The sequence below is a fragment of the Streptomyces poriferorum genome, from assembly GCF_019399235.1.
Classification (GTDB): Bacteria; Actinomycetota; Actinomycetes; order Streptomycetales; family Streptomycetaceae; genus Streptomyces; species Streptomyces poriferorum.
Map to the genome: position 1 here is coordinate 1 of NZ_JAELVH010000118.1, position 24,391 is coordinate 24,391.

Here is a 24,391-nt window from a genome sequence, read left to right on the forward strand (position 1 = left end):
CCCCTGCCCGCCGCCCCTGCCCGCTCGCGCAGCCCCGGCAGGCGCCGGAAGTCCACCTCGTCCGCGGAGCGGGGGCCGTCCTCGCGGAGCGCGGCGACCCGGGCGAGCTGCTGGACGGCGTCCTTGTCGTCCTCACCGAACTCCGCGAACCGCGCTCGGCCTCCTCGTACCGTGCCTGCCGCTTGCACAGCATCGCGAGGTTCCACTTGGGCGGTTCCTCGCCCGCGTCGACGGCAAGCAGGTAGCTGCGCTCGGCCTCCTCCAGCTCACCGCGCTGCCCGTGCTTGATCCCGCGCAGGCCGTCCCGTAACGATCCGGGCTCCGTGGCGCGCCATGCCAGGCAGTGACGCACTGACCGGCGGCTACGGAAGCTCACGGCTGCCGCGCCAGGCGGCCGGGGCGAAAGCTCTGAGGCGACCGGGTCGCCAGGCCGGCCGGAGCATGAGGAGGTGGCGTCTACTGGCGGGAGAGATCGGCCGGATCGATGGTCACGGCAAACGGGGCGTCCAAAGAGGTGGTCACACCCGCGAGCGCGGTCGTCCGCTCCACGTATCGGCCGCTCTGCAGTTCGTATACGACGAGCATGGGCGCGGGGTCGAACTCGAGTCGCCAGAAGTGCGGGATGGCCGCCTCGGCGTAGAGCATAGGCTTGAACTTGCGGTCCACCATGCGGTTGCCGGGAGAGACAAGTTCAACAACGAGCTGCACGCCGTCCGCGTCGACACTGACGCCGTCCTCGGCGGTCGCGCCGGCGTCGGTCACCACGAGGTCGGGAATCACAAGACCGGAGGGCAGGACGACGTTGATGGCCTCCAGCACCTCGACCGGCGCTTCGGCGGCCGTAGCCGCCGCGTGGAGGATCATGGCGAGCCGGAGCGAAGCACGCTGGTGGCGGATGCCGGGGGCGGGGGACATCACGAGGGACTCCCCCAGCAGCTCGTAGCGGTTCGTGCGGTCCTCGGGCAGGGCCAGGACGTCGGCGACGGTCCAGGGCCCGGTGTGGTCGACGGCGACACTCATTCCCTTTCACCTCCTCGTCCGCCCGCCCGCTCGTCACGCGTGAGCCCGGCAGGCGCTACACAGCCAGCATACGGGCGCTCCCATCTGCCGACATCAGGTCCGCCCACCACCGCGAGGCCTCGAACACGCGTGCCGGGAGGCCCGCAGTCCCGAGCGAGAGGTGGATTGCCCAGCGCCCGCGGCTCGCACCACACCGTCTCGCGGCACGGAACCGACTATGCCGCCGTGACCTTCCGCAGCCGCTTCGCTCTCAACTCCCTGCCGACGTCGGTACCGGACCGATGTGGGGCGGATCCGACCAGCAGCTGGAAGCAGCCCACGCGGCCTCGGTGCGCCGGACGGGCGCCCGCAGCTCGCACCAGACCGTCTTCCCGTGCAGCCCCCGCTCCACGCCCCACCGCAGCGCCAGCGCCTCCACGATCAGCAGCCCCCGCCCGGACTCGTCACCGGCGCCTGCTGAGCGATGCACGGGCCAGACACCGGGCACTGGGTCGCTCAGCTCGGCGCGGATTCGGCCGGTGTGAGTACCGCTGACCCGCAGCGTGACAGGGGCCCCCTCACCGAGATGCACGATCACGTTCGTCAGCAACTCGCTCACGCACAACGTCAGATCGGTCGTATCCGCTCCCGCGAACCGCGCACGCAGCATCCGCCGTACCGCCGGCACCGCCTTCGGTACGGCGACCAGGTCCACCGTGAACGGCAACGCGGTCATCCTCCGGCCGCCGGCCGCAGCGCCTCGGCCAGCCGGCGTGCGGTGGCCGCGTTGCAGTTGCCGAGCGCGATCAGCGGTGGCCGGGTCGTCCGCGCGGCGAGGGTCAGGGGATCGACGCCCAGCGAGGGCAGGGTGATGCCGTGCACGGTGAGCGCGGCGCGCAGGGCGTCGATGGCCGCGCCGACGTCGTACGTCTCGTACTGCGAGTCGTTCATGAGGGGCCGTACACCTTTCGTTGCTGTCCGTGACGAACGCCTCACACGCTGCCGTAGGGACCTCTACCGTGAAAAGGGATTCCCGCTCCACAGAGCACAGCGCGAAAGGCGGTCGGCAGAGTGGCCACACGCAAGGAGATCGACGGATCTGCGGGAGTCCCGCAGTTCTACGGGAAGGAGCTGCGCTTCAAGAGGGAGGAAGCGGGCCTGACCCTGGAGAAGCTGGCGGACGGCAGCTTCTTCGGCATCACGTACTTGAGCGAGATCGAGCACGGGCATCGGCGGATGCCGAGGGAACTGGCGCAACATGTGGACCGGGTGCTGGGGACGGACGGGTTCTTCCAACGACGTTGTGAAGACGTGCGGAAGGCCAGGCAGGGGGCACACGCTGCGTACTTCGCCGAAATCACGGAGGCCGAAGCGAGGGCCCGGTCCATCGGTGAGTGGTCCGGCACCCTGATCCCAGGGCTGCTGCAGACCAGGGCCTACGCCCATGCCCTGATCGACTCCGCGCACTCATTGGACACGCCCGAGGAAGTCGAAGCCAAGATCGACGGGCGCCTAGGGCGAGCCAGGCTCTTCAACGACCCCAAAAGGCCCGAGTACTGGGTGATCCTGCACGAGTCGCTGGTGGACCATTCCATCGTCCCGCCTGTGGAAATGGCCGAGCAGCTGGACCATATTGCCGCCCTGGTGCAGCGCCGCCGCATCGTTGCACAGATCCTTCCGTGGAACGGACCGACCCTCGCCCTCACCGAACTGCCGCTGTTCCTCATGGACTTTGACGACGAGCCACCGCTGCTCTACACAGAGGGCCCGTACCACGGCCAGACCATCGATGATCCAGCTCTCGTGATGCGGTACCGCAAGGCCTACGATCGCCTGAGGGCCGCCGCATTGCCGCCGGAGGCGTCCCTCACCCTGATCGAAGGAGCGGCTGAGGAGTACCGGCATGGCCAGCACCGACCTTGACCTCAGCGCTGCGACCTGGCACAAGAGCAGTTACAGCAACGGCGATGGCGGCAACTGCCTCGAAGTCGCCCAAGGCCACCCCACCCTCGTCCCCGTCCGCGACTCCAAGCGCCCCCACGGCCCCGTGCTCCTCGTGGACGCGGCCGCCTGGGCGCCCTTCGTCGAGGCCGTCAAGGCATCCTGACCCGCCGGACGACGCGGGTCAGACGTAGTACGGCTTCATCACCGCCCGCACCTCCTCCAGCAGCGCCGGTCCCTCCTGCGGCACGGGCGGGCTGCCGTTGCCCGGCCTGATGTCCAGGAGCTGTTCGCCGGAGAGGGCGAACACCACGCGTCGCAGGCCCGCCTGCTGGATGGTCGCCGCACACATCGTGCAGGGCTCGCAGCTGGTGTACATCGTGGTGGCCGCCGCCGTGGGCGCGTCCAGTTCTCTCGCCGCCCATCGCGCGAGCTTCAGTTCCGGGTGCGCGGTGATGTCCCGGTCGGTGAGCGTCGTGTTGCGGTCCTCCGCCAGGACCGTCCCGTCCGGGGCCGCCAGCAGCGAGCCGAACGGCGGGTTGCCGCTTTCGCGCGCCTCGGCCGCGAGGGCGATGGCCCGTCGGAGGAGGGTGTGGTTGTCGGGCGTGGTCATGGCTGCTCCTTCAGGTTCAGGTGCGCGGCCACCGTGGCGAGTGCCTGCTGGGCCGGTTGTGGATTACTCGTCTCTCGGGGGTCGCCGTTGTACGGGTCGAGGACGACCGTGTCAGCGCCCATCAGCCGTAGTTGGTCGAGGTCGTGCATGATCTGGTCGATCGTTCCCTCGCCGGCGAGGCGCTGCGGACTGTTGACCGGGGTCGCGGTGGGGCGGAGCGCGATCCGGGGAGCGAAGGCGGGCACCGACAGGCTCTGTTCGTACGCGGCCGACTTCAGCCGGTCCGCGGCCTCCCGCAGCCAGGGCATCGTGCAGCGCAACGGGTGCCAGGCGTCACCGAGGCGTACGGCCCGGCGTAGGCCCGCGTCGCTGTTGCCGCCGACCCAGAGCGGGATCGTCCCGTTCCCGTACGCGGCCGTGTCGGACCATGCCTCCCGCAGGTCCCGCAGGGCGGCATCGGTCAGCCGTCCCCGCTGCTCGAAGGGGATGCCGAGGGCGGCGAACTCCTGCCGCGCCCAGCCGATCCCGACGCCGAGGACGAGACGGCCGCCGCTGAGTGCGTTCAGGTTGGCCGCCATCCGGGCGGTCAGCAGCGGGTGCCGGTAGGGGGCGATGAGGACCGTCGTGCCGAGGCGGACCCGGGTGGTGAGGCCGGCCAGCCAGGACAGGGTGGTGAAGGGCTCGTAGAAGGGCGCCGGGTACCGCTCGGCGACGTCCGGCGTGATGGCGATGTGGTCGGAAATCATCAGCAGGTCGAAGCCCAGACCCTCCACGGTCTGGGCCCAGTCGTGCAGGACGCCGGGGTCGGTGCCGGGTCCGAAGTTGGGGACGTTCACTCCGATCTTCACCCGGTCGAGCCTAGTCACGCCCTACGGCTCACCAGAAGAGATTCCTGCCGGTCCAGATGGAGTTCATCCGTGGATCCCCCGGTAATCTGCGCGAATGGCCGAGAATCTTGACGCGACCGACTGGGCGATCCTCGACGAGCTCCAGCGGGACGGCAGGATCGCGTTCACGGAGCTGGCCCGGCGGGTGAACCTGAGCGCGTCGGCGACGACGGAGCGGGTACGGCGACTGGAGGCGGCCGGAGTCGTCACGGGATACCGGGCCGAGGTCGATCTGGAGCGGGCCGGGTATGTGGCGCTGGCGGTCGTGCGGCTGAAGTACCCCGGGAGCCGGCACAAGCCCTTGCACCGGATGCTCGACGAGCGGCCGGAGATCCTGGAGTGTCTGCGTACCACCGGGGACGACTGCTACGTCCTGAAGGTGGCGGCCACGTCAATGGCACACCTGGAGGAAATCGTCGACGCGCTGGCCGAGTTCGGGAGTACGACCACCAATCTCGTCTTCAGCCGGACCCTGCCGCTGCGCGGCCCGCGGGAGCCCCGGGCGGACCTCACCGCACGGTGAGATGCGGAAGGACGCCCACGGGCCCTGGCGCTGCCCCCTCTCCCCCTCTCACCGTGCGGCCGTGTCCCGCAGATGATCTCCGGCCCATTCATCGAAGGCGGTGAGAGGGATGCCCAGGTCCCGAGCGAATTCCGGGCGGGCGGGCTGAGTGTGCTCGTTGATGTGTGACTGACCGAAGCCCATGTCGGGCATCCCGGCGGCGGTTGCCTCTTCCGCGGTCAGGTCGGGCGCGGTCAGCTCGATGCCAAGGTGGAGAGAGAGGATCGTGGCGATCTCCGTCATCGTCAGGAAGTCGCTCGCCAGCTCCAGCTCGACCCCGTCGAATCGCACCGGTTCGACCATGGCCGCCGCGGCGGCCCTGCCGATGTCCTCGACCGCGACGAGGGACAGCCGGGTTGCGGGCTTCAGCAGGCTCACCAGGCCGCCCTCCACCCCGCGGGGGAACATGATCTCCCTGGCCGGGAGGAAGTTCTCCATGAAGAAGCCCGGCTTGATGAGCGTCCAGTGCGTGAAGCCGGCCTCGCGCACCCGGTCCTGGATCCCGGCCTTCGCGGTGTAGTAGGGCTCCATCCAGGCCCAACGGCCTTTGACCCAGCTGACGTGCTGCCCGGCACCGGAGACGGAGGTATGCACGAACTGCGGCACTCCTGCCGCTTTCGCGCCCTCGATCAGGTTGACGGCCTGGGCCAGCTCGCCTTCGAAGGCGCGTCCGTTCACATCGGGCATCTGAACGGAGAAGACGGCGCGGGCCCCTTCGGCTGCCCGGGCCAAGGAGTCGCGGTCGTCGAGGTCGCCGGTGACCAGCTCCGCGCCGAGTGCTTCGACGGCCTTCGCCCGGGGCGTGTCCGGGTTACGGACCAGCGCTCGGACGGGAACGCCGGTCGCGAGCAGTGCGCGGGCGGTGGCGCCGCCCTGCTGACCCGTGGCTCCGACTACCAGGACAGGGGAGGATTCTGAAGGCATGGTGCTCCTCAGGTGGTGGCACAAGGATATGTGGCGGGCCCCGCCACTTACGCTTCGGTGCGATACGGAGGGCCCCACCACTTAGCAAGGCCGGAGATGACGCCATGACCGTCCAGCGCGCAGACGCCCGGCGCAACTACGCACGGATCCTCGCCGTGGCCGAGGAGGAGGTCGCCGCACACGGCGCCGATGCCTCCCTGGAGAACATCGCCCGCACGGCCGGAGTCGGGTCGGCCACCGTGCGCCGCCACTTCCCCAGCCGGCAGACACTGCTGGAGGCGGTGTTCAGCGAGCGGATCGACGCCCTGGTCGCCCGTGCCACCGCGTCGGCCGGGGCGCCCGACGCCCGGGCGGCACTGCTGGAATGGCTGGGCGCGCTCACCGCGTACGCCTCCTCGGCGCGGGGCCTGGCCGAGGCGCTGACCCTGGCCGGAACGGACGACCCGGACCACGCGCCCGCCTGCTGCTCGGCGAAGCTTGCCGGGGCGGCCGACCCGCTGCTCCAACGCGCCGCGCAGGCCGGTGCGGTGGCGCCGGGAGTGACCGCCGCCGACCTGGTCACACTGGTCACCGGCATCGTCCTGGCCACGGAACATCACCAGGACCCCGCCGCCGAGGCGAACCGACTGCTCGACCTCACCCTGCGGGGAGTCGTCCCGCAGGGATGACAAGGGGTGACGGTGGCCGTGGCGCCGGCCCTACGATCAAGCCCGTCGGCTCGTCCGGGACTCATAGGGGGGCGCAGTGTCCGAGATCGCTCAGCGGCTCAAGGACTGGCATGCCGCCCATGAACACGAGCTCCGCTCCCGTGGGATCGGCTCTGCCGTGAATCTTCCGGCCCCTGGAACGCAGTCCCGGAGGCGGCCGAAGTCCATGGCCGTGAGGCTCACCCTGGTGTCGGGCGAGCGCACGGGGATGGTGTCCCTCTGGGAGTCGGGGGCCGCTTCGCTGCTCTTCATCGACACCGGCACCGGCACCGAGCACACGTGGCAGGACGACCTGGTGCTCACCTCGGAGCACGACCTGCCACGCATCCTGGTGCCTCTTGTGAAATTGGTCGAAGCAGCCGCCGACGGCAGGTGAAGGACCGGCCGGTACGTACGGCGCCCGCACCACACGGAAGGGGCGCACCCGGAACGAACCGGGCGCGCCCCTCGACACGCAACGCTCAGCAGCGCGAGATCAACGGTCGAAGCGCTCCCGCACGTCGTCCGCCGCACCCTGGGCGCGGTCGCGACCCTGCTCGGACGCCTGGCGGGCACGGTCGGACGCGTCCTGACGACGGTCCTGACCCTGGCCCTGGCGCTGGCCCTGGCCCTGGCCCTGGCGCTGACCCTGACGCGGGTCCTCGCCCTTGCCGCCCTTCATCTTCTTCTGACCCTGGTCGGCAAGCTCCTGCGCCTTGTCCTTGAACTGGTCGGCGATGCCCATGCTGTTCACTCCTATGTGGGGGTGCGTGGGGATGGCCCCGTCGGGGCCTCGACCAGACTTACACGCTGGGACATTCAACGCATTTCGATCACTTACGCTGTGTATCCGCCGCCGCCCGTGACTCCCGTTCGTCCTGGTCAGCGGCGCCTCCGGCGCCCACGAGCCCCTTGCCGACCCCTTCCAGCCGGGAACCGAACCGCTTCATCTCCCGCTGGCCGACGACGCCGATCAGCGAGGGCAGGTAGCCGCGTACGGACTGCATGCCGCGCAGCCACCACTGGGCGTACACATGCGGAGAGCGCCGCTCGATACCGTCCACGATGCGGTCGACGGCCGGGCCCAGCGGGTACGTGCGGTTGGACGGCCACGGCAGCCGCTGGCGCAGCTCCCGCATCACGTCGTCCTCGTCCGCGCCGCGCACCATGTCGGTGTCCGTCCAGGAGAGGTAGCCGACGCCGACCTTCACGCCCCGGTAGCCGACCTCCGCCCGCAGGCTGTGCGCGAACGCCTCGACGCCCGACTTGGAGGCGCAGTACGCGGTCATCATGGGCGCCGGGGTGATCGCGGCGAGCGAGGCGATCTGGAGGAAGTAGCCCCGGCTCTCCATCAGGACGGGCAGGAACGCCCGGCCGGTCACCGCGCCGCCGATCAGGTTGACCTCGATCACCCGCCGCCAGGCAACGGGGTCGGAGTCGACGAACGGTCCGCCCGAGGCGACACCCGCGTTGGCGACGACTATGTCGACCTTCCCGAAGCGCTCCTTGACCTCCTGTGCGACCCGCGCCATCGCCTCGTGGTCGGTGACGTCCGCGTGCCAGTGGTCGCTGTCCCCGTGCAGCCGCTCGGAGACCTTCTTCAGCTCGTCCGGCTCCAGGCCGACCAGGGCCAGGGTCGCGCCGCGCGCCGAGAGCTTGCGCGCCAGCAGCTCTCCCACACCGCGCGCCGCGCCCGTGACGACGACGACCTGTCCTTCGAGACTGCGCCTGCCCCTGCCGCTCATACGACCTCCTCCTTGCCGTCGATGTGGGCCGTGCCCCGTACCGGGAGGTACGCGGTCACCAGTTCCCGGATCTTCGCTGTGACGATCTCCGGCGCCTCGACCGGCGTCATGTGGCCCATGCCCGTCAGTTCGGTCAGGCCGAGGCAGTCGGGCAGTGCCGCCGCGAGCGCCCGGGCGTGGACGGGCGGGGTCAGCCGGTCCTCCGTACCCGCGATCACCGCGGTGGGCACCCGCAACTCCCTTACGCCCTCCTCGAGATCGAGGTCCGCGAGCACGTGCCCCCAGGCGACCCGGGCCGCCCTCGGGCAGTCGTGCACGATCCGTGCGCAGGCGTCGACCCGGTCCGGGGCCGAACCCGCTCCCATCGTGCCGTACTTGAGAATGCGGCGGGAGACCGGTGTGACCGGTCCGAGAGGCGCCCGCGCCCCGAGGATCGCACGCGTCATCCGGGTCCGCACGGCGCCGGGCCGCATCGGCACGACGAGGGACTCCGCGATCAGCCGGGAGCTGCCCGTGCTGCACAGCAGGGCGGCGGCCGCGTGCTCGCGCAGCCCGGCCCGGCGCGAGGCGGACATGATCGTCATGCCGCCCATGGAGTGCCCGGCCAGGACGGCCTTCTCCCCCGGCGCGAGGGTGGCGGCGAGGACCGCTTCGAGGTCGTCGGCCAGCGCCTCGGTGCTGTATTTCCCGCGCCCCACCGACGGCGAGGTGCCGTGGCCGCGCTGGTCGTAGGCGATGACGCGGTGGTCCACGGCGAGGTCCCGGATCTGAGCGTCCCAGAAGCGGGTGTTGCAGGTCCATCCGTGGGAGAGGACCACGGCCGGCGCGCCGTCCTGGCCGTGCACCTCTACGTGGATGCGGGAGCCGTCGGCGGAGACGGCCATCAGTTCCTGAACGGGCAGCGGCCGGCTCATCCCGCCACCTCCTCGGTGACAGCGGTGACAGCGGTGACGGCGGTGCCGGTAGCGGTGGCAGCGGTACCGACGACGGCCTTCTTCTCGTCCTGCGGCGCCTTGGCCCGTATGACCTGGTACTCCGTGATGTCGACCTCCCGCGTCACCTTGCGGAACTCCGCGGTGGTTCCGGGCCAGACCGTGGTGTTGCGCCCGCCGGCGTCCAGGTACCAGCTGTCGCATCCGCCGGTGCTCCAGACCGTCCGCTTCATCCGCTCCTGGACGCGGCGGTTCCACGCTCCGACGGACGAGGGGCGCGCGTCGAGTGCGACGCGGCCGCCCAGCACGTTCAACTGGCGCAGGTAGTCGGCCATGTAGTTCAGCTGGGCCTCGATCATGAGGATCATCGAGGAGTTGCCGAGGCCGGTATTGGGGCCGATGATCGTCATCCAGTTGGGGAAGCCGGCCGCGCTCGCGCCGCGCAGCGCCTGCATGCCGTCCTTCCAGGCCTCGGTGAGCGTGATGCCGTCCGCGCCCACCACCCGCTCGGCTATCGGCATGTCGGTGACGTGGAAACCGGTACCGAAGATGATCGCGTCGACCTCGGCCTCCGTACCGTCCGACGCCACGACCGTGGAGCCGCGGACCTCGCTCAGACCGGAGGCGACGACGTCCACGTTGGGCTGGGCGAGTGCCGGGTAGTAGGCGCTGGAGAGCAGGATGCGCTTGCAGCCGATGCGGTACGAGGGAGTCAGCTTGGCCCGCAGCGCCGGGTCCTTGATCGCCCGGGCCATGTTGGACTTGGCTATCCGCTCGACCATGCCCAGCTGGTTCGGGTGCTTGGTGAAGGCGCCGACCTGCAACTCCCGTATGCCCCAAAGCAGTCCGCGGCGGGCGGTGGTGGTGACGGGAAGCTTGCGGTGCAGCCAGCGCTCGGCACCGCTGATCTGCCGGTCCATCCGGGGCATGACCCAGGGCGCCGTGCGCTGGAAGAGCGTCAGCTTGCCGACCTCGGGCTGGATCGACGGCACGATCTGGATGGCGGAGGCACCGGTCCCGACCATCGCGACGCGCTTGCCGGCCAGGTCGGCGTCGTGGTCCCAGCGGGCGGAGTGGAAGACCTTGCCGGGGAAGTCGGCGAGCCCCGGTATGTCGGGCATCTTCGGGTCGGAGAGCGGGCCGGTCGCGGAGACGACGACGTCGGCGACGATCGTGGCGCCGTTCGCGGTCTCGATGACCCAGTTCAGCTCGTCGTTGTCCCAGCGCATCAGGCTCACTTCGTGGTTCAGCCTGAGGTGCGGCCGGAGTCCGAAGGTGTCCGCGACGTGCTCCAGGTAGGCGCGGATGTGTTCCTGCCCGGAAAAGGTGCGCGGCCACTCGGGGTTGGGCGCGAAGGAGAACGAGTAGAGGTGGGACGGTACGTCGCAGGCGCATCCCGGATAGGTGTTGTCGCGCCAGGTGCCACCGACCGAGCCGGCCCGTTCCAGGATCACGAAATCGGTGATGCCCTCACGGCGCAGCCGGACGGCGGCCCCCAGACCTCCGAACCCGGATCCGATCACCGCCACGCGTACATGTTCGTGCTCGGCCATACTGCCGCCTCCTGCGGTACGTCCCACGACTCTGCCAGCAATCACTGGCATTGTTGGGAGAGTAGAGCAGCTTCGTACCGATGGGTAGGGGTGCGGCGAGGGAAAGTTACCGGCGGTACAACAAGAGGGCCGCGCACGGGGGAGGCCGATAGGGTGCGGAGGTGGCAGAAGGACGCGAGCACCGCGAATACCGCATGGAGGAGCTGGCCGAGGAGGCCGGTATCCCCGTCCGCACCCTGCGCTTCTACCGGGAGCGCGGCCTGATCTCGCCGCCCCGGCGCGAGGGCCGCATCGCCTGGTACGACGACCACCATCTGGCCCGCCTGCGCACCATCGCCGGCCTGCTGGAGCGCGGCCACACCCTCACCGGCATCGCGGATCTGGCCCGTACCTTCGAGAGCGGCCGGGATGTCGCCGAGGTGCTGGGCCTGGGCGAACCGACCGAGGAGACCCCGGTCCGGCTCACGCCCGAGCAGCTGGCGGACTACTTCAAGGACGACTCCACGCCGGAGAACCTGGCGACGGCCATGGAGCTGGGCTACCTCGGCACGGACGGCGACGAGATCGTCCACATCAGCCGCCGCCTGCTGGAGGTGTCGGCCGAGCTCGTACGCGAAGGGGTCCCGCTCGCCGAGGTGCTCGCCTCCGGCCGCCGGGTCCGCGAGCACGCGGACGCCCTGGCCGACCTCTTCGTCGCGACCCTGCGCGCCCACAGCACGGAGGCCGAACCGCCCCAACTGCGCCCGCTGGCGCGTGCGGTGGTGGACGCGGAACTCTCCATGGCCCTGGACCGGCGACTGCGCCGCGACGCGAAGCCGCCGCAGCCGCCGGCGTAGGCCTGACCGCGCCCTACCGCCGACGCAGCGAGGAGCAGCCGCCGGCGCAGGCCGGGCCGCGTCCTACCGCTCGTACACCACCGTCACCGGCGCGTGGTCGCTCCACCGCTCGCCGTGCGTCGCGGCCCGCTCGACCAAGGCCTTCACGGCGCGCTCGGCCAGACCGGGCGTCGCCACCTGGTAGTCGATGCGCCAGCCCGTGTCGTTGTCGAAGGCGCGCCCGCGGTAGGACCACCACGAGTACGGGCCCTCCACGTCCGGGTGCAGGGCGCGTACGACGTCGACGTACGCGGCCTCGTCGAAGACCCGGGTCAGCCACTCCCGCTCCTCGGGGAGGAAGCCGGAGCTCTTCTTGTTGGCCTTCCAGTTCTTCAGGTCGGCCTCCCGGTGCGCGATGTTCCAGTCGCCGCACACCACGACCTCGCGGCCCTCAGCGGCGGCCCGCGCCTTCAGGCCGGTGAGGTAGGGCAGGAAGGCCGCCATGAAGCGCTCCTTCTCGTCCTGCTTCTCCGTACCGACCTCGCCGGAGGGCAGGTACAGGCTCGCGACCGTGACGCCCGGCAGGTCGATCTCGACGTACCGGCCGCTCGCGTCGAACTCCTCGCTGCCCTCGACACCGAACCCGCCGAAGCCGATCTGTACGCGCTCCGGCGCCCGGCGGGAGTAGAGCGAGACCCCGGCCCGGCCCTTGGCGGCAGCCGGTGCGTGGACGGTGTGCCAGCCCTCGGGCTCACGCACCTCGTCGGGCAGCTGCTGCGCCTCGGCCCTCACCTCCTGGAGGCAGATCACATCGGCATCGGTCTGCGCCAGCCACTCGACGAAGCCTTTCTTGGCGGCGGCACGGAGTCCGTTCACATTTACGCTGGTAACGGTGAGCATCCCGGCACGATACCGACCCAACAAGCCGCATACATGTACCATCATCCGCATGAATATCCAGCAGCGGCCTTACGATCACCCCGACGCCGTCAAACTCAACGACCAGGTGCAGCTCGAATACGCCGAGCGCTACGGGGACGAGGGCGACATCACACCGCTGGACGCCACGATGTTCGACCCGCCGCACGGGCTGTACCTGCTCGCGTACGACGCGTCGGACCGCCCGGTCGCCACCGGCGGCTGGCGCGCGCAGGAGCGCAACGCCGAGGGCTACTCGGACGGTGACGCCGAGCTCAAGCGCATGTTCGTGATACCCGAGGGGCGCGGGCAGGGCCTGGCCCGCCGCATCCTGGCCGCCCTGGAGGCCGACGCCCGGGCGGCGGGCCGCACCCGCATGGTCCTGGAGACCGGCGACCAGCAGCCCGAGGCCATCGCGCTGTACCTCTCCAGCGGCTACGCGCCCTGCGAGAAGTTCGGCCACTACCGGACGTACGACAGCAGCCGCTGCTACGCGAAGCCGCTCCAGCCCTCGGCCTAGCCCACGCCCTGCCCTAGCCCTTGCCCACCTCCGCCAGGAACCGCGCCACCGCGTCGTTGAACGCCTCGGGCCGCTCCAGGCCGGGCAGGTGCCCGGCTCCCTCGACCACGACCAGTCCCGCGCCCGGAATCAGCCCGTGCAGTGCCCGGGCCTCGGCGACGGGGATGTAGACGTCGTCCGCGCCCACGACGACGAGGACCGGCACCCCGGCACCGGCGAGCGAGTCGCGGTAGTCGGGCCGCTCGGCCCGGCCACGCAGCGCGGCCGCCGCCCCCTCGGGATCGGTGCCGCGCATCATCCCCAGCACGTGCGCGGCGACGTCCGGCAGCCCGGTGACGTTGTACGGCGCCAGCATCTTGTCGATGACCTCGTCCGCGTACCCGCCCATCCCCTCGGCGAGCAGCCGGTCGGCGAGACGGTTGCGGAACGCCTTGCCGTCCTCGGTCTCGGCGACCGGTGAGGTGTCGGCCAGGACCAGCGCCGCCACCCGGTCCGGGTGGGAGCGGTGGAACTCCATGGCGATCTGTCCGCCCATGGACACCCCGCCGACGACGGCCCGCGCGATGCCCAGGTGGTCGAGCAGCGCGGCGATGTCCGCGGCGAAGACACCGAACAGGGTGCGCCCCGGGACGACGCCGCTGTCCCCGTAGCCGCGCAGATCGGCCACGATCACCCGGTATCCGGCCGCGACCAGCGCGGTGGCCTGCGGCTGCCACATGGTCCGGTCGAACGGATGCCCGTGCACGAGGACGACGGGCGGCCGCCCGTCGTCCGCCGCTCCCAGGTCGTCGTATGCGAGCGTGGTTCCGTCCTCGGCTGTGAACCCGGCACTCACCGGACCACCCGCCCGACACCCACGTAGAAGCCACTGCGCTCGACGACCGGCGCCGGCTCCTCGCGATACCACTCGGTCGCCGGGACGAGCCCCGGCTCGACGAGCTCCAGCCCCTCGAAGAACAGCTCGACCTCGGCACGCGTACGCATCTGCAGCGCGATGGCCCCCTTCTTGTACGCCTTCTCGGTCTGCTGCCTCAGCTCCGGGTGCTGATCCGCGGTGCCGTGCGAAAGGGCCAGGCAGCTGCCGGTGGGCAGGGCGTCGACCAGGGTGCGGGTGATGCCGTACGGGTCCTGGTCGTCCGGAAGGAAGTGCATCAGCGCGTTCAGCGAGAGGGCGATGGGCCGGTCGAAGTCCAGCAGCTCTTTCGCTCGTTCGAGGATCGCGTCCGGCTCCCGCACATCGGCGTGAACGTAGTCGGTGGTCCCCTCGGGGGCGCTCACGAGGAGTGCCTCCGCATGCCGCAGGACGATCGGGTCGTTGTCCACGTAGACGACCCGGGCCGCGGGCGTGATCGCCTGCACGATCTGGTGGAGGTTGGGTTCGGTGGGGATACCGGCGCCGATATCCAGGAACTGGTCGATCCCGTCGCGCGCGAGCCAGGCGGAGGACCGGTGCATGAACGCCCGGTTGCGCGCGGCGTTCCCGCGCGTCTCCTCCGGCAGCGTCTGCCCGAACTGCCGGTCCGCCGGGTAGTTCTCCTTGCCGCCCAGGAACCAGTCGTACACGCGGGCGGGATGCGGCTTGCTGGTGTCGATCGGGGGCTGAGGCTCGGGTATGCCTGCCGTCACTGGTCGCTCCTCGATACGGAGAATCTCACGATCGGGTACACGCTTTCAGCCTAGGCGACGGTCATCGCCCGTCGCGGCTGATCCGATTCAACGCCCTTGCGCTGAAGTGCGCTTCAACTCGCACACTCAACTCCGCGGCCGCCGGATGACGGTGGCCGGAACCGGAGGGGAACGTCATGAAGTACCGCACCATCGGCACAGATCCCGCCACCCGTCGCGAGGTGAGCGTCCTCGCACTCGGCGCCATGCTCTTCGGGTCGGTCACCGACGAGAGGACCTCGTTCGCGATCCTGGACCACTTCGTCGAGGCCGGCGGCACGTTCATCGACACCTCCGACAACTACGCGTACTGGGTCGAGGGCGGCCTCGGCGGCCAGAGCGAACGGCTGCTCGGCAAGTGGCGTCGCAGCCGCGGCGTCGGGGACAGGAAACCCTCGGCACGGCGGATCTCGGCGCGCACGAGCCACGCTTCGTCGAGGCGGGGCTGGAGCGGGTCGGGGACGGTTCCCACAGCGCACCGGAGCTGAGCCCGGGCAACTCGTACAAGCTGGCGGTCGTCTGCGCCGGATCGGGGAAGATCACGCTGTCCATCGCCCTGAAGAACCCCGTCCGCCGGACGGTGGCCTGCGACGGCGTCCCGTACCGCCAGGACCTCGCCGCCCCGTCCGGCAAGGTCCGCATCGATACGGCGGCGTTGCCGGGAGCCACGGGCATGGTGGCCTGGCGCGTAGACCAGGCCGAGGGCTGACCACCCGACCGCCTGAGCACGTCGGCCGCCTCGGCCAACCTCGGCCGACGAATCCGAGCCGGTCCCGGGCCCGGGACCGGCTCGGGTTCGAGGCGGCGGGGTGCGCTCCCGTGGCGCACTACACAGGCAGCGCCCCGACGGGGTGACCGTGCTCCCGGCCGCATGCGGTGAGAGCGAGGACACCATGACCCGAGGTCCTCGTATGCGTCCCCAGTGCTCCGGGGTCGACCGACAGCCGCGCCGCGATGTCGTCGGCGCGACAGGTGTCGGGGATCCGCAGGTCTGCCTTCACCTGGCGGTACCGGGCGACGACCGCATCGGTGTCCGCGACATCCACGCCCTCGAAGGCGCCTCGGGGAAGGCCCTTGTCCTGGTGCGGCAGGAGGTAGCCGGCTTCGGCCGGGTGCGGGAGTCCACCGTCGCCGCTCTCCCCGGCGTCGTACGCGTCGTAGTGACGGACGACTTCTCCGCCTTCGGCGATGCACCAGGCGGTCCAGTCGTCACCGCCGCTCACCCCGTACCAATGGGCCGATCCGAAACGGCGGCTGAGCTCGGCACACCGCTGCCTCACGACCAGGCGGAACACGTCCGCCCGGTCGTCCGCGTTCTCGATGCGATGGGTGTCCTGGGAGAAGTGGCCGAAGACGAGCGTCCAGCCGTCCAGAACGGGACTGACGAAGACGCGGGAGCAGGCGGCGTGCGGACGGGCCCCGTCCCAGCTGTGGCGGAATCGGTGCCAGGCCGCCTCACCGGTCCGGAGCGTGACCGGCTGCGGGCTGCCGAGTTCGAACGCTGCCAGCACCGCGTCCTGGTCGGCGGTCGGCACCGCGTACCAGGCTCCGCACAGACGCATGCCGTCCGGTGTCTCGGCCAGTAGCTTGATCCGTGTCAGGCGGCGCCAGGCCTCCTGGTCCCTGGAGTCGAGGCCGTCCGGCCCCACGAGGTCGGCGAGCACCTCCAGCGCCCCCGCCCGCACCCTGGGACCGGGTGCGCGCCGACGGCGCACGCGCTGCAGATGGGGTACCGCCGCGGTGCCGATCGCCTGAAGTGCCCGGACCGCGCTCCGCCGGGCCCCAGGATCCAGGTCCCCCAGCAAGGGGATCAGCCCCTCGATCGATGCGGCCGTCAGTCCCTCGCCCATGCGGCGCACCCTAATCGGAGGCACTGACAAGGGCGCCGGAGGTGACCCGTGCCTCAGGGAACGACGCAGAAGCACTACGGTGCCCGAACGGGGACCACAGGACCTGGAGGGCGCCTCGGTGTTGCTGGCCGCTCGACTCGGCCGGTGACTCCCCCGCTCCTGGTCTCAGGATGACCAGGAGCCGCTCTCAGGCCGCGGCGCGCTCGGCGAGCGGGCGGCGGCGCAGGGCGGTCTCGGTCAGCGAGCGCGCCGGGAACGAGGCGGCGGGGTTGTACAGGTTCGTCCCGGGCGGCACGATGGCGTCGATCCGGTCGAGGGTCGCATCGTCCAGGGTGAGTGCGGCGCCCTTGAGCAGGTCCTCCAACTGCCGCATCGTCCGCGGTCCGATGATGGCCGAGGTGACGGCCGGGTGGGCCACGGTGAAGGCCACCGCGAGCTGGGGCAGGGTGCAGCCGATGCTCTCCGCGAGTTCGACGAGCTGTTCCACGGCCTCGAACTTGGCGGCGTTCGCGGCGATCGCGGGATCGAAGTTCGCCGGCCGGATCGCGGCCCGGCCGGTCGTCAGATCCGAGGGCCTGTCCTTGCGGTGCTTGCCGGTGAGGAACCCGAAGGCCAGAGGGCTCCAGACCAGTACGCCCATGCCGTAGCGCTCGCAGACCGGCAGGAGCGAGGACTCGATGCCCCGGGCCAGGACCGAGTAGGGCGGCTGGTCGGTGCGGAACCGTCCCAGACCGCGGCGCTCGGACACGTGCTGCGCCTCGACGATCTCCTCGGCCTGGTAGTTGGAGCAGCCGAACGAACGGATCTTCCCCTGGCGCACGAGGTCGTCGAGGACGGAGAGGGTCTCCTCGATGTCGGTGGTGCGGTCGGGGAAGTGGATCTGATAGAGGTCGATCCAGTCCGTGTTCAGGCGCCGGAGGCTGTCCTCGACCGCCTTGAGGATCCAACGCCGTGAGTTTCCGCTGCGGTTGGGCCCCTCGCCCATCCGGCAGTGGACCTTGGTGGCGAGCACGACGTCGTCACGGCGCCCTCGCAGCGCCTTGCCCACGATCTCCTCGGACTCGCCCTGCCCGTACATGTCTGCGGTGTCGACGAAGTTGATGCCCTGGTCGAGGGCGGTGTGGATGATGCGGGCGCAGTCGTCATGGTCGGAGTTGAATCCGTCCTGGAACATCATGGTGCCGAGGCAGTGGACGCTGACCTCGATGCCGGTTCTGCCGAGCGTGCGATAGCGCATGGCGGTGCTCCCCCTACTAGCCGATCAGGCGGGCGACTGAAGCGTCGGCCGCACGAGGAACCCTAGGAACTAGAGTCCCCTCTAGATCAACCCCGTTACGCTGGGCGGCATGGTGGAGGACCCCACGAGTCTGAGCATCGGGCAGGTCGCCGAACGCACCGGTCTGAGCATTCACGCCCTGCGCTTCTACGAGCAGGAGGGCCTCTTCGTCAACGCCGTGCGGCGCGGTGCCGGCGGACGCCGTGTCTACGACCAGGACGATGTGGACTGGCTGACGGTCTGCATCATTCTCCGCGCCTCCGGCATGCCCCTGACCGTGCTTCGCCGGTACACGGACCTCGTCCGGGAGGGCGGCGACAACGCGGAGGAACGGCTCGCGCTCATGCGTGAGCATCAGGAGCGGGTCACGTCCCAGATCAGCCGGCTCACCGAGTCCCTGGACCTGATCAAGTTCAAGGTCGGGGTCTACGAGGACCTTGTCGACCAGGGCGACGCCGCCGCCGAGCAGTGCCACGGCTCGTCCCTCACCTGACGAGGCCCGACGAGACCCGACGGGGCCGACGAGGCGCGGCGAGCTGCTCTGCATGCGCGGCCGGGTGTACGCCCGGCCGTCCGGCCTTGCCAGATGCTGCCGGGGCAGAGAAACGCAAAGATCCCGTCCGATCAATCAGATCGGACGGGATCTTGTGGACTCTTCCTGAGCTGACTCAAGAACAGTCGCTGCGGTGGGGTGTTCACGAGTAGGACTGACCAGCCACGTCCCAAGGCATTGGAGATCACTTCCCGGCTCGGCAGTGATCGTTCCCCACTCATTGGGCAGCGATGGAACCCGCGATCCCGCGCACGAGTTACCCCGAAGCCCATCCGAGTGAAATCGCCCGCTCCTGACCGAATACTCCGCACTTCAGCAGCTATACAGGATTCGTTTCCCTACCTGGCCACAAGGTTGGCCCAGCGAATCGGAGTGTCATGACAGCACCGCGTCGCGGAACGGTTCTGACGGTTGCGGCACTGGCCACATTCGCCCTGCTCTCCGGGCAAGGCGCGGCTGTAGCCGACGGCCCGGTTGTCGAGACCGGTGGCGCCGTGCGAGGACAGGCCGGCCTGACAGAAACGGGTCGTGAGGCGAGGGCCCCCAAGCTGCCTTACCTCTGTAGCGGCAAGGTCGACTATCCCCACAGCTCGCACACGAAGAACTACACGATCAACGTGCACTTCGACACAGCGTGCAAAATGGTCGCTCCAAACGTCTCGACCGAGGGCAGCCTTCCCGGTCGCGCTGGTACGGCTGGGAGCAATTGAAAACGTCCAAGGGCGGGAAGAAGAACACCCGCAAACTGCGTGTGGTGGCGCCTAAGGGCTGCAAGGCGGGAACGAAGTACCGCTACAAGGGCCAGGCGCGCTTCTACGTATCTGGGCCGCAGGGCAAGGGCTCAGCGCACGTGTACAACCAGAACGACAGCGAGATCAAGTGCACGAAGCGGTGAGTCGTGCGTCGGTAGCTGTGGCGGGCGCCATCTGTCTGGCGATGGCGCTGGTCTCCTGCAGCTCGAATCGACAAGGCGGCTCCGACCCCTCCCCGGATTCGATGCCACCCGCGCCGAGCGCACGCGACGGTCAACACGGAACTGCGCTGCCCCTGGTGGCCGGCCGGTGGCCAAAGAGCAGTGGCCACCATCCGCCGGAAAGCCTCACATGGAGACGAGCGCCCCTCCCGCAATCGGGAAGTCCTCTGTCTGCGGAGGTCGCGGGGCCGGAGCAGCCCTGGTACGCGTCGTTCATGACGCACAAGACCGTCAACCGGGCCGGAATTCCGGACGAGAGTCCGGAGAATCAGCGCGTGCTGGCATGCGGCCAGGGCATCGCGAAGCCCGGCTGTCGGATCACCTCGCTCGGCGGCCACCGGTGGCGCATCGAGACACTCGCGCCCGCCCCTCAGAACCACCCGTACCGAATTCTGTACGTGCAGTGGCCCTCGGGCGGCCCCGGAGAACCCGAGAACTGGGCCTCATGGCAACTACCCACCCCCTGAACGCCATGGCCGGCGACCATGCGGGCCTGGCTCGCTGGGCTCTGGGCAGGATGGCTGCCGCAGCGGCCTGGGACATCCAGTTCGATGCAGAGGCGCGATGCGCCCAGCACCGCTCACCGGAAGATGTCTCAGGCCGCTACGGCTGGCACAGCGTGGGACGCTTCGAAGAGACGGAGGCCGCTTCGGCGGGCAGGCTCCGCATCGACTCCGAGTCCAGTGCCCGCCTCCGCAAGGAGGACGAAGCCGCCGGTGACCCCCTGCTTTCACTCTGCGATCCCGCCCGTCTGATCAGCGGTGTGGCTACCGCCTCGGCGGGGCAGTGCACCTGGGTCGACGGGCGCTCCTGCGTCGACGTCACACTGGTCCCGCATTCCTGGACCGCCGACCCGCAGGACCCCTGGCTCCCGCCAGGGGTGACCTACCTGACCGCCGGCGTCGACACCGCCACCGGATTCCTCCTGCACACCCGCGCCTACGACAGGCAGGGCTGTTTCCGCTCCGGCCACCTGCGGGGGCTGCGCACCACGGCAGACGGCAGTTCACCGATCGCCGACGCGGCGCGGACGCCCGCGGGTACAGAGACGGGGGCACCCTTCGTTCTGGCGCGCATGGCAACCAGCCTGCTCGACCCCGTACGTCTGAGAGCCGAAGTCACGGCCGTCCCGGAGATCGAATCGGAACTATCGGTAGCGAGTGTGCCGTCCAGTCGCTCATGGGCTGTCACATTTCGAGGCAGGAACACGATGACGGTGGACATGAGCGGAGACTACGAACCCGACCAGGCCGACCCTGCGGCAGCCAGACTCGCGGAACTCCTCAGTCCGGCCCGCGTTGTGTCGCACCTCGCGGAGGTCACCACGGCCGGGCCCACCTCCGTCAAGGCCACGGTACGGCCGATGCGGTCCTTCCCATTCAGCGCCTGGGCCCCTGAAGAAGGGCTCGTCTGCCACTTCACTCTCGATCCGGACACCGGCATCCTCCTTCGGGCCCACACCGAGGACGGATCCCGAACACTCTTTCGCATGGACGTCACCCCCCAACGGACCGATTGACCAAACCGAGGGCAGTAGGTCGACGATAAATGTGTTCGCTGGGCTGGGGAGACGGCTCAGACCCCGGAGAACTGCACGATCCGGCTGGTCGTGCTGAAGGACGGTGGTTCGGCCGCTGCCCGGCGGAGCGTGCTGAAGATTCTCCACGGCCTCTGTACGACCGGTGAGGGCATCGAGCAGTGCCGGATCGTGGCTCTGGATGTCCCGGGGATGGTGGCACTGGGAGGAAGGGTGTGTCACTGCCGCGTGGAAGTCCACCGACCAGGGATGAAAGCCCCGCAGCGGTTACGCGTGCCCCGAGACACCGCCGCGTTCTCACCGACGTTTGGCGTCGAGCCATTCGTCGCTGTTCCACATGACGGGCATGGCGCCGACCGGTTCGAACCGGATGTCCGGGTCGTTGCTGTGGAGCAGGCAGAAGAAGCGCCGCTGAAGTACCGCCGCGTGGCGGGCCTGGTCGGCGACGATGTCCAGAACGATCTGGGCCGCTCGCGGGCAAGCGGCGGTGAAGCGGTCGTAGTCGGTGATGGACAGAACGAGCCCGGTACCTTCTGGTGAGTCGTCGTACGGGCCGTAACAGGTCACATCGCCGAGACAGTCGTTGAGCGCGTCGAGGTTGTGGCCGTAGTAGTCGGGGAACTGCAGCGCGGCGGCAACGTCCCTGTGCATGTCCTGCTCGGACGCCCAGTCTCCCGCGGCGAGGTGGACGACGCGGAAGCCGCGCTCTTCGAGCCGCAGTTCGGCTTCCGTGAGGAGCCGTCGGCGCCAGAAGAGAGTGACGAAGGTGTTGTTCATGTACTCGATGCCGGGAAAGCGGGTCGAGACAGCACCAGGTTCCGGGTTCTGGGCGGATTCACTCCGGTACGCATCCAGGAGACGGAAGAACTCCTCGACCGGCGTCGAGCCTGCGGGGGTGTTGCGTTCGATCTCGGCTGCCCAGGTGAGGGGGCCGCTGATGCCGCGTTGCTCTTGGAGCCAGCGGTTGAAGTCGTCCTCGGGCCAGAAGGCGAAGGGTTCCTCGATGCCGTGCACACCGAGCGCTGCCCGGTAGCCGGTGAGCAAGGACTGCAGGTGCAGGAGCGATCCGCCGGGGACCCACATGCCGGGCCGGAGCCGGATCTGATCCAGGAAGTCGTACACGTCGGTGCAGTCCTGCCAGTGCTTGGCCGTGAGGCGCGGACTGTCTTCGGTCGGCATGCTCCGACCCTACGGTGCGAACGGATGTTGTCGTCTGTTGGAGGGGTGCGAGCGTAAGGCGATCGCGGGCGGTCGATTGGGGGCATCTGCGGTCACCCTCTGCGATCTTGCTATGCCCGCCCCTACGTTTGGCTGGGGCTCGGAGTGCCGTCAGGCTCGGGGATCGGCAAGCGAAGGCGGGGCCGGGATGACGCCATAGTTCGAGCGTCTGGATCAGGAAGAGGCGTTTGTGCGTGGCGAGTTGGTCACGCTGCGCGAGAAGGTCGCGGTGACCGAGGAGCGGCTGGCTCACCTGACGATCACGCGGGAGACGCTGCTGTCCCTGGGCGGCGAGGACCGCGTCAGCCAAGGTGCTGCCACGCAGCAGGCGCCGGAGAGGCCCGTTCCTTCGACCGGCTGACCACAGTCCTCGACCCTCATCGCTGCGACCGGCGCAGCCGCCTGCCGGCCGAAGAGGCGAGAACTGTCGCTGCCGCCTGGGAAGATGCGGACGTCGAGCGCACGCGTCGGCGGGGCCTCGCATCCGTCGAGCTCACCGCCGGCTGGCACTACTGCGGGGGCGCTGAGGAAGGAATCTTCGGACACTCCGCCAGTCTTCTGGTCGCTGCCAGCCGACGACATCGCGCTGGTCACCCGCAGGCCGGTGAGCGCGTCAGCCGCCACCCGCAACTGGCGCTCGGCCTTGTCCTGGACACCCCGGGCAAGCGCGTCGGCCCGAATGCGGTCCACTCCCTGGCCCAGCTTGCCCCGTTCGGCTTCCCGACAGGGCTGCTGGCCGCCGACCGGGCCTACACCGACCAGATCACCGAGCATTTCGCCCAGCCGGTCCGCACCCTGGGCTACCAAGTGGTTCTCGACTACAAACAGCAACACCGAGGCATCCAGGGCACCCACCAAGGCGCCCTTCTCGTCGACGGATCCCTCGCCTGCCCCGCCATGCCGCACGCACTGGCCCACGCGACCACGGGGCTCAACGACAAGGCCGTACGCGACCTCGCTGACGGCACCGAGCTCAGCGAGCGGATCGCGGGCCGGGAACCATACTTCCTCAAGCTCAAGGAGTCCGCCGACGAGCGGGGCGCGATCAGGCTCCAGTGCCCGGCCAGTGGGCCCTCGCCCGCCGTGGTGTGTCCCCGCTTCAACCAGGTCCACCGCGTCCCGGCACCACGGCCGGCCGTGGTCGACCTCACGGATAAGCGGGCTACCGCCGCACACAGTGCGGCCAAGCCCACCGTCCCGATCCCTCAAGGTGAACGGTTGCGGCCCCTGCCCCAGGACGAGCTGCCGCGGATCTGCCAGAAGCCCACGATCACCGTCCGCCCCGGCGCCCTCGGCAAGCTCGACAAGTTCCGCCAGGACCGGCACTACCTCCACCCCACCTGGCAGGACGCCTACCGGCCCGAGCGAGCGAACATCGAAGGCCTCAACGGCAGGGCCAAGAGCCACGGCATCGATATCTCCGACCCCACGAAGCGGCTCGCTCACGGGCGGGTCGCGCAGACCATCCTGCTCGCGCTGATGATCTGCAGCATCAACCTGCACATCCTCTTCAGCTGGCACCAGACGACCCGAACGCAGACGACGGGGTCCGCCCACGAAATCGCCGTGCTCTCCGGATCGGCATCCACGCACCCCGACGCGGCCGGGCTGCCGCCGCCCATACAGCCGGAGATCCGCGAGACCATCTAAGACCCCAGCACAAGCCGGGATCAAGCGCGCCCTCATACAGCCAAGAAACGCCTCACACACCCGAACCACCCCGAAACATCAGGCCCCGACCGCCTCCGGCACCGATCGCGTTCGGATCACTCCTCGAACACCCCCGGAAACGCCAAGATCCCGCCCGATCAATCAGATCGGACGGGATCTTGTGAACTCTTCCTGAGCTGACTCAGGAACAGTCGCTGCGGTGGACCTGTGGGGATTTGAACCCCAGACCCCCTCGATGCGAACGAGGTGCGCTACCAGACTGCGCCACAGGCCCTTGCAACGAGTGAAACTTTAGCACCCCGACCGGGGTGCTCGGAAATCCATTCCGCGCTGGTCAGCCGAGTCGGTGTCGCAGCGGGCGGGGTGGCCGTCTCACTCGTTGGCCGCGCGGGGGCGGTCGTCCTCGTCGTACTGGTCGAAGAGCGGGGTCCGGCCCCGGTCGCGGGCGCGGCGGGACTGGGCGGAGCGCTGGCGGGGCGCCGGGTCCACCGGGGGTGCCGCGGGGTGCGGGGTGGCCGGCTGGGCGGGTTCGGCGGAGGAGGAGCGGGCCGCG

The 24,391-nt window shown here is 69.7% G+C and carries 31 protein-coding genes, 1 tRNA gene and 2 pseudogenes; 14 read left to right on the forward strand and 20 right to left on the reverse strand.

The genetic code is table 11. The annotated features are described in order from the left end of the window. The 4 genes from JGS39_RS20775 to JGS39_RS20790 form a co-directional block, all read right to left on the reverse strand. A partial coding sequence (locus JGS39_RS20775; RefSeq protein ID WP_236065775.1) for a hypothetical protein occupies nucleotides 1–206 on the reverse strand: 206 nt, incomplete at its 3' end. Between the two features lie 250 nt (nucleotides 207–456). Further along, a complete protein-coding gene (locus JGS39_RS20780) occupies nucleotides 457–1,020 on the reverse strand; it encodes a Uma2 family endonuclease (protein WP_219570716.1) in 564 nt (187 codons plus the stop codon). A gap of 250 nt (nucleotides 1,021–1,270) precedes the next feature. Next, entirely contained in the window at nucleotides 1,271–1,735 is a 465-nt protein-coding gene (locus JGS39_RS20785; RefSeq protein ID WP_219570717.1) for an ATP-binding protein, read from the reverse strand. Then, nucleotides 1,732–1,950 carry a hypothetical protein gene (locus JGS39_RS20790; RefSeq protein ID WP_219570718.1) on the reverse strand — a complete coding sequence of 73 codons (219 nt, stop codon included), beginning with the start codon at nucleotides 1,948–1,950 and terminating at the stop codon, nucleotides 1,732–1,734. Before JGS39_RS20790 ends, JGS39_RS20785 begins: the two co-directional genes overlap by 4 nt. A gap of 120 nt (nucleotides 1,951–2,070) precedes the next feature. Here JGS39_RS20790 and JGS39_RS20795 point away from each other — a divergent pair, with 120 nt between their 5' ends. Both JGS39_RS20795 and JGS39_RS20800 read left to right on the forward strand, forming a co-directional pair. After that, on the forward strand, nucleotides 2,071–2,922 hold the full coding sequence (locus JGS39_RS20795; protein ID WP_219570719.1) for a helix-turn-helix domain-containing protein: 852 nt from the start codon (nucleotides 2,071–2,073) through the stop codon (nucleotides 2,920–2,922). Then, nucleotides 2,903–3,106 carry a DUF397 domain-containing protein gene (locus JGS39_RS20800; RefSeq protein ID WP_219570720.1) on the forward strand — a complete coding sequence of 68 codons (204 nt, stop codon included), beginning with the start codon at nucleotides 2,903–2,905 and terminating at the stop codon, nucleotides 3,104–3,106. Before JGS39_RS20795 ends, JGS39_RS20800 begins: the two co-directional genes overlap by 20 nt. 18 nt (nucleotides 3,107–3,124) lie before the next feature. Here JGS39_RS20800 and JGS39_RS20805 read toward each other — a convergent pair whose 3' ends face one another. Together JGS39_RS20805 and JGS39_RS20810 are read right to left on the reverse strand one after the other, a co-directional pair. After that, nucleotides 3,125–3,553 (reverse strand): nucleoside deaminase, encoded by a 429-nt coding sequence (locus JGS39_RS20805; RefSeq protein ID WP_219570721.1) that lies wholly within the window; start codon nucleotides 3,551–3,553, stop codon nucleotides 3,125–3,127. Beyond that, nucleotides 3,550–4,401 carry an LLM class flavin-dependent oxidoreductase gene (locus tag JGS39_RS20810; RefSeq protein WP_219570722.1) on the reverse strand — a complete coding sequence of 284 codons (852 nt, stop codon included), beginning with the start codon at nucleotides 4,399–4,401 and terminating at the stop codon, nucleotides 3,550–3,552. Before JGS39_RS20810 ends, JGS39_RS20805 begins: the two co-directional genes overlap by 4 nt. Before the next feature lie 94 nt (nucleotides 4,402–4,495). Between JGS39_RS20810 and JGS39_RS20815 the strand changes: the two genes are divergently transcribed. Next, nucleotides 4,496–4,963 carry an Lrp/AsnC family transcriptional regulator gene (locus tag JGS39_RS20815; protein ID WP_219570723.1) on the forward strand — a complete coding sequence of 156 codons (468 nt, stop codon included), beginning with the start codon at nucleotides 4,496–4,498 and terminating at the stop codon, nucleotides 4,961–4,963. A gap of 48 nt (nucleotides 4,964–5,011) precedes the next feature. Here JGS39_RS20815 and JGS39_RS20820 read toward each other — a convergent pair whose 3' ends face one another. Continuing rightward, entirely contained in the window at nucleotides 5,012–5,926 is a 915-nt protein-coding gene (locus tag JGS39_RS20820) for an NmrA/HSCARG family protein (RefSeq protein ID WP_219570724.1), read from the reverse strand. A gap of 104 nt (nucleotides 5,927–6,030) precedes the next feature. Here JGS39_RS20820 and JGS39_RS20825 point away from each other — a divergent pair, with 104 nt between their 5' ends. After that, complete coding sequence (locus tag JGS39_RS20825; protein WP_219570725.1) at nucleotides 6,031–6,594, forward strand: TetR/AcrR family transcriptional regulator; 564 nt, start codon at nucleotides 6,031–6,033, stop codon at nucleotides 6,592–6,594. 205 nt (nucleotides 6,595–6,799) lie between these two features. Beyond that, nucleotides 6,800–7,009: a hypothetical protein gene (locus JGS39_RS20830; protein WP_219570726.1), complete on the forward strand. Its 210-nt coding sequence runs from the start codon at nucleotides 6,800–6,802 to the stop codon at nucleotides 7,007–7,009. Nucleotides 7,010–7,108: 99 nt separating this feature from the next. On the opposite strand, the gene JGS39_RS20835 is transcribed toward JGS39_RS20830, so the two are convergent. From JGS39_RS20835 to JGS39_RS20850, 4 genes are all read right to left on the reverse strand, one after another. Next, nucleotides 7,109–7,357, reverse strand: a complete 249-nt coding sequence (locus JGS39_RS20835; protein ID WP_219570727.1) for a hypothetical protein — start codon at nucleotides 7,355–7,357, stop codon at nucleotides 7,109–7,111. 88 nt (nucleotides 7,358–7,445) lie between these two features. Then, complete coding sequence (locus JGS39_RS20840; protein ID WP_219570728.1) at nucleotides 7,446–8,357, reverse strand: SDR family oxidoreductase; 912 nt, start codon at nucleotides 8,355–8,357, stop codon at nucleotides 7,446–7,448. After that, nucleotides 8,354–9,271 carry an alpha/beta fold hydrolase gene (locus JGS39_RS20845; protein ID WP_219570729.1) on the reverse strand — a complete coding sequence of 306 codons (918 nt, stop codon included), beginning with the start codon at nucleotides 9,269–9,271 and terminating at the stop codon, nucleotides 8,354–8,356. Before JGS39_RS20845 ends, JGS39_RS20840 begins: the two co-directional genes overlap by 4 nt. Further along, on the reverse strand, nucleotides 9,268–10,842 hold the full coding sequence (locus tag JGS39_RS20850; protein WP_219570730.1) for a flavin-containing monooxygenase: 1,575 nt from the start codon (nucleotides 10,840–10,842) through the stop codon (nucleotides 9,268–9,270). Before JGS39_RS20850 ends, JGS39_RS20845 begins: the two co-directional genes overlap by 4 nt. A 194-nt stretch (nucleotides 10,843–11,036) precedes the next feature. On the opposite strand from JGS39_RS20850, the gene JGS39_RS20855 reads away from it, so the two are divergent. Further along, a complete protein-coding gene (locus tag JGS39_RS20855; RefSeq protein WP_219570743.1) occupies nucleotides 11,037–11,678 on the forward strand; it encodes a MerR family transcriptional regulator in 642 nt (213 codons plus the stop codon). A gap of 63 nt (nucleotides 11,679–11,741) precedes the next feature. On the opposite strand, the gene JGS39_RS20860 is transcribed toward JGS39_RS20855, so the two are convergent. Further along, complete coding sequence (locus JGS39_RS20860) at nucleotides 11,742–12,557, reverse strand: exodeoxyribonuclease III (RefSeq protein WP_148019127.1); 816 nt, start codon at nucleotides 12,555–12,557, stop codon at nucleotides 11,742–11,744. Nucleotides 12,558–12,606: 49 nt separating this feature from the next. Between JGS39_RS20860 and JGS39_RS20865 the strand changes: the two genes are divergently transcribed. After that, nucleotides 12,607–13,095, forward strand: coding sequence for a GNAT family N-acetyltransferase (locus JGS39_RS20865; protein WP_219570731.1), 489 nt, complete (start codon nucleotides 12,607–12,609; stop codon nucleotides 13,093–13,095). Between the two features lie 13 nt (nucleotides 13,096–13,108). Here the strand turns inward: JGS39_RS20865 and JGS39_RS20870 are convergent, their stop codons facing one another. Next, nucleotides 13,109–13,930, reverse strand: coding sequence for an alpha/beta fold hydrolase (locus JGS39_RS20870; RefSeq protein ID WP_219570732.1), 822 nt, complete (start codon nucleotides 13,928–13,930; stop codon nucleotides 13,109–13,111). Beyond that, entirely contained in the window at nucleotides 13,927–14,721 is a 795-nt protein-coding gene (locus JGS39_RS20875; protein WP_219570733.1) for an SAM-dependent methyltransferase, read from the reverse strand. Before JGS39_RS20875 ends, JGS39_RS20870 begins: the two co-directional genes overlap by 4 nt. Nucleotides 14,722–14,897: 176 nt before the next feature. On the opposite strand from JGS39_RS20875, the pseudogene JGS39_RS20880 reads away from it, so the two are divergent. Next, nucleotides 14,898–15,147, forward strand: a pseudogene (locus tag JGS39_RS20880) (aldo/keto reductase); the annotation flags it as partial. Continuing rightward, nucleotides 15,119–15,469, forward strand: coding sequence for a DUF6023 family protein (locus tag JGS39_RS42170; protein WP_219575554.1), 351 nt, complete (start codon nucleotides 15,119–15,121; stop codon nucleotides 15,467–15,469). The pseudogene JGS39_RS20880 and the gene JGS39_RS42170, both read left to right, overlap by 29 nt. Before the next feature lie 118 nt (nucleotides 15,470–15,587). On the opposite strand, the gene JGS39_RS20885 is transcribed toward JGS39_RS42170, so the two are convergent. Then, complete coding sequence (locus tag JGS39_RS20885) at nucleotides 15,588–16,610, reverse strand: HEAT repeat domain-containing protein (RefSeq protein WP_219570734.1); 1,023 nt, start codon at nucleotides 16,608–16,610, stop codon at nucleotides 15,588–15,590. Between the two features lie 187 nt (nucleotides 16,611–16,797). Beyond that, nucleotides 16,798–17,847: an aldo/keto reductase gene (locus JGS39_RS20890; RefSeq protein WP_219570735.1), complete on the reverse strand. Its 1,050-nt coding sequence runs from the start codon at nucleotides 17,845–17,847 to the stop codon at nucleotides 16,798–16,800. Between the two features lie 109 nt (nucleotides 17,848–17,956). Between JGS39_RS20890 and JGS39_RS20895 the strand changes: the two genes are divergently transcribed. From JGS39_RS20895 to JGS39_RS20910, 4 genes are all read left to right on the forward strand, one after another. Beyond that, nucleotides 17,957–18,379, forward strand: coding sequence for a MerR family transcriptional regulator (locus JGS39_RS20895; RefSeq protein ID WP_219570736.1), 423 nt, complete (start codon nucleotides 17,957–17,959; stop codon nucleotides 18,377–18,379). Between the two features lie 766 nt (nucleotides 18,380–19,145). Then, nucleotides 19,146–19,334, forward strand: a complete 189-nt coding sequence (locus JGS39_RS20900; protein ID WP_219570737.1) for a hypothetical protein — start codon at nucleotides 19,146–19,148, stop codon at nucleotides 19,332–19,334. Nucleotides 19,335–19,627: 293 nt separating this feature from the next. Continuing rightward, complete coding sequence (locus JGS39_RS20905; RefSeq protein ID WP_219570738.1) at nucleotides 19,628–19,879, forward strand: hypothetical protein; 252 nt, start codon at nucleotides 19,628–19,630, stop codon at nucleotides 19,877–19,879. After that, nucleotides 19,858–20,931 (forward strand): hypothetical protein, encoded by a 1,074-nt coding sequence (locus tag JGS39_RS20910; protein WP_219570739.1) that lies wholly within the window; start codon nucleotides 19,858–19,860, stop codon nucleotides 20,929–20,931. The genes JGS39_RS20905 and JGS39_RS20910 overlap by 22 nt, the downstream gene beginning before the upstream one ends. Nucleotides 20,932–21,246: 315 nt before the next feature. Here JGS39_RS20910 and JGS39_RS20915 read toward each other — a convergent pair whose 3' ends face one another. Both JGS39_RS20915 and JGS39_RS20920 read right to left on the reverse strand, forming a co-directional pair. After that, a complete protein-coding gene (locus JGS39_RS20915) occupies nucleotides 21,247–22,128 on the reverse strand; it encodes a barstar family protein (RefSeq protein WP_219570740.1) in 882 nt (293 codons plus the stop codon). A gap of 288 nt (nucleotides 22,129–22,416) precedes the next feature. Beyond that, nucleotides 22,417–23,025, reverse strand: a complete 609-nt coding sequence (locus JGS39_RS20920; protein ID WP_219570741.1) for a hypothetical protein — start codon at nucleotides 23,023–23,025, stop codon at nucleotides 22,417–22,419. A 39-nt stretch (nucleotides 23,026–23,064) separates the two neighbouring features. On the opposite strand from JGS39_RS20920, the gene JGS39_RS20925 reads away from it, so the two are divergent. Beyond that, nucleotides 23,065–23,817 (forward strand): hypothetical protein, encoded by a 753-nt coding sequence (locus tag JGS39_RS20925; protein ID WP_219570742.1) that lies wholly within the window; start codon nucleotides 23,065–23,067, stop codon nucleotides 23,815–23,817. Nucleotides 23,818–24,038: 221 nt separating this feature from the next. On the opposite strand, the gene JGS39_RS20930 is transcribed toward JGS39_RS20925, so the two are convergent. Together JGS39_RS20930 and JGS39_RS20935 are read right to left on the reverse strand one after the other, a co-directional pair. Next, nucleotides 24,039–24,112, reverse strand: a tRNA-Ala gene (locus JGS39_RS20930). Between the two features lie 98 nt (nucleotides 24,113–24,210). Next, nucleotides 24,211–24,391: pseudogene (locus JGS39_RS20935) on the reverse strand (hypothetical protein); the annotation flags it as partial.